This is a genomic window from Streptomyces sp. NPDC057486, from assembly GCF_042802415.1.
Classification (GTDB): Bacteria; Actinomycetota; Actinomycetes; order Streptomycetales; family Streptomycetaceae; genus Streptomyces; species Streptomyces yanii.
Window position 1 is genome coordinate 19,922 of the sequence record NZ_JBHVEE010000121.1, and the last position, 10,033, is coordinate 29,954.

Consider the following 10,033-nt stretch of genomic DNA (forward strand, 5'->3'; position numbering starts at 1 on the left):
ATGACACAACCCATCACCTACAGCGGATGGCAGTCGGAGAAGTCCGGCTTCATGGGGCGGCTTTCTGGGCCCGGTTTTGCCCTGGTCGCCGTGGCCTGCGCGTTGCTGCTCACTCCCGTCAACCTGTCCAGCTGGGCCGCGGCCGCTGTGTGCGTGCCGCTGGCTCTGCTGCTGCTTCTGCTCGCCTTCGGGCGGGTGGGCGGGCTGAGCGCCGATGAATGGATCCTTCTGGCAGTGAGGCATCAGATCGCCGTGGCAAGAAAACAGAACATCTTCTTCAGCGGGCCGTTCGCCCCCCGATCCGCCCGCACCGGGCACCAGCCGATGGATCTGCCCGGCACCCTGGCCCGGCTCCGCCTCCTGGAGGCACCCGACGGTCTGGGAGGGCTTCTCGGTGTCGCGCACGACCCAGTGGCCGGTACGTACACCGCGGTTGCCCGCATCTCGTTCCCTGGCCTGGCGCTGGTGGACAGCGACAAGCAGGCGGCCCGGGTTTCCTCCTGGGCTGCGCTGATGCGCACGTTCTGCACCGAGGACTCGCCCGTCACCCGCCTGTCCGTACACCAGCGGTGCCTGCCAGACGACGGGGCCGCCCTGCGATCATGGACCGCGCAGCACATCACCGCCGACGCACCGCCGGCAGCGGTGAGCGCGCTGGCCGATGTCATGGAAGGGGCCGGTCCTGCGGCGACTTCGCGGGAGACGTACCTGTCCATCACCCTGTCGGCTGCCCGCGCCCGTCTTGCCATCAAGGGCGCCGGCGGCGGCCAGGTCGGCGCCGCCGCCGTCCTGGTGCGCGAGCTCCACGCACTTGGCGGAGCACTGAGCACCGCGAGTCTGCAGGTCGTCCAATGGCTCTCCCCGCGGGGGCTGGCCCAGACGGTGCGCACCGCGTACGACCCCGACGCCCAGGTCGCACTCGCCACCGCCAACGCTGCCGCCCGGACACCGGGATGGGAAGGCACCGAAGAAGGCGTCGACCCGAACCTCGCCGGGCCCGCGGCCGCCGAGACAGGATGGGGTACCTACCGCCACGACGGGGCCTGGACGGTCACCTACCAGGTACGTACGTGGCCGCAGGCCCAGGTGTACGCGACGTTCCTGCAGCCGCTGCTGCGCCCGAGGCGCAACGCCCGGCGCTCGATGAGCCTGGTCTACGAACCGCTCGGCCCGCGCCGGGCCCGCCAGGAGCTCGCGAAGGAGAAGAGCAAGCGGTCCTCGGCCCGGTACCTGCGGGCCAAGACCGGCCGGGACGAGAGCGAGGACGAGCGCCGCGAGGTCAACCTCGCCCGCACCCAGGACATGGCCCGGGCCTCGGGCCAGGGCGTGGTGCGGATGACCGCGGTGCTGTCGGTGACCGTCACCGATCTGGAGGAGCTGGAGACGGCCTGCGCGGAGATGCAGGCCGATGCCGCGGCGTCCGGCCTGGAGCTGCGGCGTATGTGGGGAGCCCAGGACGTCGGGTTCGCCGCCGGCGCGCTTCCGCTCGGCCAGGGACTGCCGGACCGAAGGGTGGGATTCTGATGGGCCTGCTCACCCGCCGCCGCACCAGCGACGACACCCTGCTGAACGCCGCCGGGATCGGCGAAGCCACCGGCATCAACACAACTTCCGTCCCCGCCCAGGCCGGTCCGACGGCCGCTGAGCAGCGCGCGGCCCGTCGTCTCGAAGACGCCGACACCGTGATGCGGATCGCCCCGCGCAAGGGGTGGGCGCACCCGTATGCGGGACGGTCCGCGTCCCTGCCCCGCACGGAGGTGGTGCGCGCCGACACCGGCAACGCGGCCGGCGCCTACCCGTTCCTGCACGCCGGGGCGCTGCCGCCGGTCGGCGCGTACATCGGCCACAACACCCTGACCACGCAGGCGTTCTCCGCCCATCCGGCGGTCTGGGTCCGCGAAGGACTGTGCACCAACCCCAACGTCATGATCACCGGCATCCCGGGGTCCGGTAAGAGCGCCCACATCAAGGCCCTGTGCTTCCGGCTGATGGCGTTCGGCCACCGCACGCTGATCGCGGGCGACGTGAAGGGCGAGTACGCAGGCCTGTGCCGCCACCTGGGAGTCGAGCCGGTCCGGCTCGGCCCCGGTCTGCCCGGCCGCCTCAACCCGCTGGACGCCGGCCCCCTCGGCGCGGGCCTGGACCAGATCACGGACTCGGCCGAACTCCGCAGCCGCCTGCAGGAGATCCACCGGCGCCGCCTGACCCTCCTCAAGGCACTGCTGGAGCTCCAGCTCAAGCGGACGCTGGAGTCACAGGAGGAAGAGGCCTTGGACGTCGCGGTGCGGGAGGTCACCGGCGAACTGTACGGGCAGACCCGCCTCGCGGTGCCCACCCTGCCGCTGGTCTACGACAAGCTGCGCGACCCCACCGACGCGATGGCCCGGGAACTCCGCGTCCGCGACGGCGAAGTGCAGCGGGCCCGCGAGCAGATGGCCACCATCCGCTCAGCACTCGGCTCCATGGTCAACGGCCATCTGGGAGGACTCTTCGACCAGGAGACATCCATCGGCCTGGACTGGGAGGCACCCATCCAGTCCGTCGACATCTCCGCCCTGGAGCAGTACGGCGACGAGACGGTCGCCATGGTGCTGTCCTGCGTCTCCTCCTGGGCACAGGCCGCGATCGACCGGCCCGGACAGCGCCCGTGGGTCGTCGTACGGGACGAACTGTGGCGCCAGATGCGCAGTGGCGGTGCGGCCATGGTCCGCAAGATCGACGCCGACCTCAGGCTCTCCCGGGCGACCGGCACCATCCAGATCCTCGCCACCCACCGCCTGTCCGACTTCGAGAGCGTCGGCGCGGCCGGCTCGGAGGCCGTGGCGATCGCCAAGGACCTCATCTCCTCCTGCGAGACCCGCATCCAGCTCGCCCAGGACACCCGCCCGCTACAGATCACCCGCGAGGCGATCGGACTCACCGACGCCGAATGCGACCTGATCGGCTCCTGGGGCGCCGGCCAACGCGGCCGCGCCCTGTGGAAGGTCGGCCGCGGCGGCGGCTCCCACGCCGTCCAGCTGGTCCTTTCCCACACCGAGCAGAAGCTGTTCGAGACCGACGAGCGGATGGTCGTGTGATGGCGACGCAGAAGAGCGGTCCGTCCACCGCTGCCATGGACGACAACACCCTGCTCGCCACCTACGGTGCGGGCGCCCTGGTCGCGGTCGGCGGCGCGGTACTGCTGGCCGCACCGCTCGCCTCCCTGCTGTCCGGACGCGGCTGGGCGACGCGTACCGACAGCGCCCCCGCCACCGTCCTCACCGCCCTCGTACGCGGTCCAGGTGCCGCCTACGCCCCGGCCCCGCCCGCCTGGCTGTTCTACCTGCTCGCCGTCCTCCTGGTCGTCGCCGTCCTCGCCCTGGCCGTCAAAGCCGTCAGCCTCCTCGACCGCAGCGGCCGCACCGGCGGAGCACAGTGGGGCGGGGCGAAAGTAGAACGGAAACTCTCCGCACCCCAGGACCCGGTCAGGCGCGCCAACCGGATCACCGCCGGACGCGGGATGCGGACCAAGAAGATCGTGGCCGCCCAGCCCAACATCTCCGCGACCGTGTTCGGGGTACCCGGATCGTCGAAGACGACAGGGCTGGTGCTGCCGAACGCCGCCGAGTGGCAGGGCCCCCTGGTCGTGACGACCACCAAGGCCGCCGACCTGGACATCATCTACGCCCGCCGCCGCCACTTCGGCCCGGTCTGGGTGATCGCCCCCGCCGGAATCCCCGACCGCACCACCCAGAAGTGGTCCCCGGTGGACTACTGCACCGACGCCAAAGCAGCCGACCGGATGGCCGCGTGGATGGCAGAAGCCTCCTCCTCCGGCGACGACAAGCGCGCCGCCCCCTGGATCGACCAGGCCAAGAGCGTCCTCAAGGGCATCCTGCTCGCCGCGAACCTCTCCGGCGGCGGCATCAGCACGATGCGCCGCTGGCTGGGCCTGGGCAAGGACGCCGTCGACCACGTCCGCGCCGTCCTGCTGCAGCACGGCTACACCGAAGTCGCCGACGACTACGCATCCCCCTGGCTGCGACTCCACGAAGACGGCATCGGCAGCATCCAGTTCAGCCTCAACGTGCTGGCTCGCGTCTACGCCGACGAAGAAGTCCGCGAAACGTGCTCGGGCACCGACTTCACCGTCGAGGAGCTTCTGGAGCAGAACGGCACCGTCTGCCTCATCGCGTCCGAAGCCGACGCGGAGCGGTTCGCCCCACTGCTGACCTCGATCATCGCGTCGATCATCCACGGTGCTGAAGTCCGCTACAACACCACCGGAAAGCCCCTGGACCCGTCGCTGGGCGTCATGGTCGACGAGGCCGGCAACATGCTCCGCTACCCGAGGCTGCCGAACATCCTCACCACCGGCCGCGGCATGGGCATCGACGTCCTGACCGTGTGGCACGACCTCTCCCAGCTCCGCGACCGGCTCGGCACCCAGAAGGCCAACACCGTGCTCTCCGCGAGCGGCCTGCGGATGCTGCTGCCCGGCTGCGGCGACCTGGAGACCCTGCGCTACTTCTCCGGCCTGTACGGACGCACCGAAGTGATGCGCACCTCCCACGGCCGCTCCCGCGGCGAGTACTCCACCAACACCTCCGCCACCGAGACCGACCTCGCCCCGGTCCACTCCCTCCAACAGCTGCCGAACTTCACCGCGATCGCCCAGTACTCCAACCAGCCCCCGATCAAGGTCAAGATGCGGCTCACCTTCCGCGACAAGGACCTCAAGAAGCTGCTCACCGCCCCCGTTCCCCCGACGGGGACGGTCAGCTTCACCAAAACCGCCGCACCAGGGAAGGCCGACACCCGTGTCTGACGCCCTCGACAACCCAGCCTCCCTGTGGCCGACACCACCAGCCGCTGCCGAGCAGGAGCCTCAGCGGTGGGTGTGGGCTGCCATGCAACCGCCGGAGCGGCGTGCCCGGATGCGCGAACTCGCGACCTGGGTCACCTGGCTGCGCCGCACATTCGAACTCCACAACAACATTCCGCCCTGCTGGTACCGCCACCCGCCCGTCGTCGAGCACCTGACCGCCCTGTACATCGGCTGGCTGCGCACCTATGCAGGCGAGCAGACAGCCGGGCGGGAGCTTGCCGAGGCCGACTGGATCAACACCCTGCATAACTTCACGCCCCGCCTGCAGCTGGCCGCCTGTGCCAGCGGCCGCCACCAGGACCCGCCGCCGCTGGTGCCGCCACCGCCCGACGCCGACGAGGCGTTCGAGGTGTACCTGGTCACCGCCGAGGCCACCACCACGGCGGCCGCGCATCCGGCCGCGGCCGAACTGGCTCGGCGCACCGCTGAACTGGACGCGTTGTTGTAGAGGTGTTGTCGCGTCGCAGAGACAGTACTCACGCGAAGGGAGGAATCGATGGGGGACGAGGGACGGTTTGCCCCTGAGGGGTTTGCTTGTGGCCGACGCCCACCCGATGGAACTCACCGCCTCCGAGCAGCAGCCCGGGGAACCCACAGCCCTCGCGACCGCACCGGTACCCGCCGTCCCGCAGCCGTCAGCGAGTACCACGAGTACGTGCCCGAAACCGTGGCGACGCCGGCAGCCCCGGAACCCCCGCCGCCCACCAAGCCGGACACTGCGACACTGAACGCCGCCCCCGTGCCGGAAAGTGTGGCCGCCGCTGCCAGGCAAGCCCACGGCTTGTTCACCCCCAAACCCGCGGTCCGGGTGCCCAGCGCGGCCGTGCCACCCGCCACTTCTGAAACGCTCGGCCCGGACATCGCACGGGCCAGCAGTCCGCTGCCTGTGGTGCTGACCCCCGGCGCACAGCTCGGCCTCTTCGCCCAGAACGAGGACGCGGCCCCCATGAGCACGCCCACCGAGGAAGCCGATTTGGCCACGGCGACGCGATACGCCCTGCACGCACCCCGCCGCAAGCCGAAGCGATCAGCCAGCAGCGAGATGACGTCCCGGAGATCGCCGAACCGCTCCTGCCAGCCAATGTTCCGGAGCCGCTGCTTCCGCCCGCGACACCCGACCGTATGGAGAAGCCCCCATGGCCACACTCACCGTTGACCCTATCCAGGCGGCCGCCGAGGTCTCCCGGGTCAGCCAGCCGCCCGTCCCTGCCCCGCAAGCGGCGCCGCCATCCGCACTGGAGGCGCGGGCGCGAGCGAATGCCGAGGCGGCGATGCCCGAGGCGCAGCGCAAGCTTCCGCTGTGGACCGGAAACGACCTCCCGGACGGGGCGGGGTGGACCGCACGCAACGGGGTCCTGTACGACGGCTATGGCGCCCCGACATGGAAGTTGAAGACACCTGTTGGCGTCTCGACCCCGACGCAGGCGCCAGCGGTCCCGCCCGCACCGGCCGCTGCTTCCACGGAAGTGGGCCGCACCGATCCGTGGAACGCCTATGGTTCCGCGGACCTGTGGGCTGCCAACCTCATCGAACCGGTGGGCCTGCCCGAGGCGTTCGAGCGGGTGCAGGAGGCATGGGCCGACATCGTTCCGCCCGACCTGGGCACCGCCCAGGACCTCCGCGCCGCCGTCGACAACGATCTGCGCATTCTGGAACAGCAGTGGCGGCGCACGGTGCCCAGCCCACAGGTTGCAACGGACAGTGTGGGTCCGCAGCCCGCGGCCGCTGCCTCCGCCCCCGCCAGTTCGGCCGACCCTCAACTGGCAGCCGCCGCGGTCAACACGGCCCTGCAGGAGGCCGATCGTCATGCTACAGCGCTCAAGAACTCGCCGCAGTGGCAGCGGCTGCAGACTGTCCGCGGCGCTACCGCCCATCTGTGGGACGTCATCAAGGAGAAGGCTGGCCCCTACTGGGAGCGGCTGGCCGACGACGTGCGCGTCCAGGGCTTCTGGCGCACGTTCTCCGCCCGCACCTGCGACACCATCGCCCGCTGGGCGCAGGCCGGGGCCGACCGGCTGCGCAGCGGCGCCACGCGCCCGGACCTGCCGACCGCCGAGGCGCTGCTCAAGGTCTCTGACGCGGCCCTGGCCTACAACAGTCCGCGCAGCGAGCGGCCCGACGCCGACGCCGTGACCGCCGCCCAGGACCAGAATCTCGCTGAAATCTGCCACCTGCGCAGCACCTTGCGGTCGAACGCCCCGATGCCGTACGCCACGCGGGACGACGTCAGGAAGGCCTCTCGCGAGATTGCCAAGGCCTTCCAGGCCTGGGCGGACACCGACATGGGCAAGGAGCTCAGCGCCTCCCCGCACCGCCGTGTAGCGGAGTTCCGCGAGGCCTGGCAGCAGCTGCCGCCTTCGGAGCTGCCTGCCGGTCCCGGGCCGGCGGCCGGGCCCTACAGTGCGGTGGCCGAACACGCGCAGGGGATCGTGCAGCGTGCCCAGGCACAGCCAGGCCGGTTCAGCCCAGCCGACCTCGCCGCCCTGAAGACGATGGCCGATCTCGCCGCGCATCACGGCGGCCGGCTCGCGGCGACCCTCCCACCGGGCCTCACCGGCCCTGCCACCCCGGCCGCAGCCGCCCAGCAGAGTGCGTCCCGCCCCGCGGCGGCGACCCTTGGGTCGGCCGCCCGGACGGGTGCGTCCCGTCTCTCGACCTGAGCCCGTTGTTGTCCCCACTGAGAACCGAAGGAGAACGCGCTGAGCACGCCGAAAGAGCCCACAGGCACGGTGGTGGAGGCGGTAAAGCTCGAAGCACCGCTACTACGGCTGTTGACGGACCCGGAGATCCTGGAGCGGGAGGCCCGGCTCCTTCGAGCGGAGGACGCTGCCCGACGCCTCGCGCAGCCACTGCAGGAGTAGCGCGCGAGCCCGGACCCATGTAAGTCCGGGCTCCTGCTCTCTTCTCCGGACCGGCGACAGAGGCCAAAGATTCACGGAATTTGAGGTCCCGAGCTTGTCGGAGCCGTCGGCCCTGGTGTCGGGCTGGGGCCATGCGCCGTCTCGCCAGCGCCTCCTACGCCGAGGAGGAGCGCGACGACGGTGACCCGAGGCTTCATCTGCCAGCTTCCTGTGTATCGGAGGTTTCCACGACTAGCCTCCGCAGCATGCTGCGTATCGCCGACGCCCGCACGGGTCGCCTCGTGGAAATTCCCTCCGCGCACCGCCACCTGCTGCGCATTTGCGTCCATCTGCCGGTCGCCGACAACGGGATCGGTGCAGTGCACCTGCGTGTGCTGCTGCTCGGCGACGTACTGGCGCGCACCGCTGAGCTGCACGGCCTGCAGACCCTCACGGTGCTCACCGTGCCGGACCTGCCGCAGGAGCAAGTTCAGGCGCTCGACCGGGTCATGGCCGTACTCGGCATCCACCCGCCCGCCACCGTCCGTGCTCACGATCCGAGCGGGACACCGAGCGCTGCTGCCGACGTGCATGTGCTCGCGCACGGTACTGACCAGCAGGACAGCGTCGGCGGGGTACGGATCGATGTGGGCCGGGTCGGCGCGGCACCCCCGGACGAGGGAGGTCCAGGCTCCCCGGACACAGCCGCCCCAGAGGGAACCGACCCGCTGGCTATCAGGATGCTGTTGCTCGGCCAGGCCTACCGCACGCCCGTCATGGTCACCGGTGCCGCGCTCGTCGAGGCCCGGCGGACACTGCGGCACTGGCGGCAACTGGTGGCCGACTGGGCGCAGGAGCCATCCAGGCCGATCCCTGTCGACCTGCTGCGACAGGCTCATGCCGCGCTCGCCGACAATCTCGGCGTCCCCGCCGTCCTGGACATGTTGCGCAGCGTGGAGAGGGACGCGGACGTGGCGGCCGGTGCCAAGTTCGAGACGTTCGCCCATTTCGACCGCGTCCTCGGGCTGGACCTCGCGCGCGAGGTCGGCCACCAGGACCAGGTGACACCATGACCTCGGGCGACTCCCGATGCCTGGTCGTGCTGCGGCACGCCAAATCTGCCTCCTTCTTCCACAGCTCGACGGCGTGATCGTCGCGCTCGAGTGCTCTGCGGGCGGGTGCCTGCCAGGACCAGCCGTGCCGTTTCAGCAGCCGCCATACTGTCGTCACCGACAGACTCAGCCGGAGCTGGTGGCGGATCACCGTCCGGACCCTGGCCAGGGTCCACCGCTCCTCCCCGAAGCCGTGCGCGGCCGGACCCTTGCCCAATTCCTCTTCCAGCACGGCGAACTGGGCATCGGGGACAGCCGGGGAGTTCGCCGGTCCGGCCGAGCGCAGGGCCGCCCGCCCGCCCTCGCGCCAGGCGCGGCGCCAGCGTTCCACCGACCGCACACTCACCCGCAGATCCTTTGCGATCACCGCGGTCTTCTCACCCGCTGCGAACCGCCGACCGGCCTGAAGCCGGATCCCCTCACGAAACGCCCGACGCTCAGCGGTCAGGCCCCCGCCCTCTGGATAACGCATATCAACGGCATACCGCGAGGATCATCAACCGTCACTACCCGACGACAACCCGAAATCCTCAGTAACAACGTGACAGCGCCCGTCCCTGACTTTATCGTTCACGCAGTCGATGAAGACGACCGGATAAACGCGGCGGTTTCCACCATTCGGCCATCACCGCGCGTGTCTCCAGTATCGGCCGCGATTGACCCGTCGGAGTGAAGTTGACTGGCACTCCCGAGTACGCCAGAACTCCCTGGATGAAAGGGAGATGAGAGAAATTCACCCGCCATGCCTGCTTGTGTTCCCCTTCGGACGAACTCTTCTCAGAGGATCCTCATGCTGGGCGCCCGGATGCAGTACCGACAGGGCGGCGCGCCGCTGTTCCTGGCAAGACCGCTCTGAACGAGGTCCCGGGACATCGTGATTCCGTGCCGGAACGACCGGCACGGAAGGGACGAACGAACAATGAATCTCACCATCAAGCGCGCTGTCGTCACCGCGGTCGCCGCGATCTCGGTGCTCGCGGGATCGGCGACTGTCGCGAGCGCCGCCTCCCCGCACGGCGGCTCGAAGCATCACTGCAAGCACGAGAAGTTCAACCAGCACGGGAAGTCCACCAAGATCCGCCACGGCGGCCGGCAGCACCGCACGATCCACCTGAAAGGTCACCGACTGCCCGTCAAGTTCCTCGTGGCGAAGGGGCATGCGCACAGGTCGCATTGATTCCGGCCCTCTTTACGGCGCCTCCGTGCGAGCTACG

Annotated in this window: 7 protein-coding genes and 1 pseudogene; 7 read left to right on the plus strand and 1 reads right to left on the minus strand. The window is 70.2% G+C overall.

Annotated features, from left to right (window positions below):
* The 6 genes from ACFU6I_RS37290 to ACFU6I_RS37315 all read left to right on the plus strand — a co-directional run bounded on the left by ACFU6I_RS37290 (nt 1) and on the right by ACFU6I_RS37315 (nt 8,780).
* Nucleotides 1-1,524 carry an SCO6880 family protein gene (locus tag ACFU6I_RS37290; RefSeq protein ID WP_384375404.1) on the plus strand — a complete coding sequence of 508 codons (1,524 nt, stop codon included), beginning with the start codon at nt 1-3 and terminating at the stop codon, nt 1,522-1,524.
* On the plus strand, nt 1,524-3,077 hold the full coding sequence (locus tag ACFU6I_RS37295; protein ID WP_384375407.1) for a type VI secretion protein: 1,554 nt from the start codon (nt 1,524-1,526) through the stop codon (nt 3,075-3,077). The genes ACFU6I_RS37290 and ACFU6I_RS37295 overlap by 1 nt, the downstream gene beginning before the upstream one ends.
* Nucleotides 3,077-4,807, plus strand: coding sequence for a type IV secretory system conjugative DNA transfer family protein (locus ACFU6I_RS37300; protein WP_384375410.1), 1,731 nt, complete (start codon nt 3,077-3,079; stop codon nt 4,805-4,807). The genes ACFU6I_RS37295 and ACFU6I_RS37300 overlap by 1 nt, the downstream gene beginning before the upstream one ends.
* A complete protein-coding gene (locus tag ACFU6I_RS37305; RefSeq protein ID WP_384046801.1) occupies nt 4,800-5,315 on the plus strand; it encodes a hypothetical protein in 516 nt (171 codons plus the stop codon). Before ACFU6I_RS37300 ends, ACFU6I_RS37305 begins: the two co-directional genes overlap by 8 nt.
* 688 nt (nt 5,316-6,003) lie before the next feature.
* Nucleotides 6,004-7,527: a hypothetical protein gene (locus tag ACFU6I_RS37310; RefSeq protein ID WP_384375413.1), complete on the plus strand. Its 1,524-nt coding sequence runs from the start codon at nt 6,004-6,006 to the stop codon at nt 7,525-7,527.
* Between the two features lie 446 nt (nt 7,528-7,973).
* Nucleotides 7,974-8,780, plus strand: a complete 807-nt coding sequence (locus ACFU6I_RS37315; protein WP_384375415.1) for a hypothetical protein — start codon at nt 7,974-7,976, stop codon at nt 8,778-8,780.
* Nucleotides 8,781-8,841: 61 nt separating this feature from the next.
* Here ACFU6I_RS37315 and ACFU6I_RS37320 read toward each other — a convergent pair.
* Nucleotides 8,842-9,291: pseudogene (locus tag ACFU6I_RS37320) on the minus strand (winged helix-turn-helix domain-containing protein); the annotation flags it as partial.
* Nucleotides 9,292-9,738: 447 nt separating this feature from the next.
* On the opposite strand from ACFU6I_RS37320, the gene ACFU6I_RS37325 reads away from it, so the two are divergent.
* Nucleotides 9,739-9,996, plus strand: a complete 258-nt coding sequence (locus tag ACFU6I_RS37325; protein WP_384375418.1) for a hypothetical protein — start codon at nt 9,739-9,741, stop codon at nt 9,994-9,996.
* Nucleotides 9,997-10,033 lie beyond the last annotated feature (37 nt).

Coding starts and splice junctions, on each gene's coding strand:
- ACFU6I_RS37290 (WP_384375404.1), top strand. CDS start 1: ATGACACAACCCATCACCTACAGCGGATGGCAGTCGGAGAAGTCCGGC.
- ACFU6I_RS37315 (WP_384375415.1), top strand. CDS start 7,974: ATGCTGCGTATCGCCGACGCCCGCACGGGTCGCCTCGTGGAAATTCCC.
- ACFU6I_RS37300 (WP_384375410.1), top strand. CDS start 3,077: ATGGCGACGCAGAAGAGCGGTCCGTCCACCGCTGCCATGGACGACAAC.
- ACFU6I_RS37325 (WP_384375418.1), top strand. CDS start 9,739: ATGAATCTCACCATCAAGCGCGCTGTCGTCACCGCGGTCGCCGCGATC.
- ACFU6I_RS37295 (WP_384375407.1), top strand. CDS start 1,524: ATGGGCCTGCTCACCCGCCGCCGCACCAGCGACGACACCCTGCTGAAC.
- ACFU6I_RS37310 (WP_384375413.1), top strand. CDS start 6,004: ATGGCCACACTCACCGTTGACCCTATCCAGGCGGCCGCCGAGGTCTCC.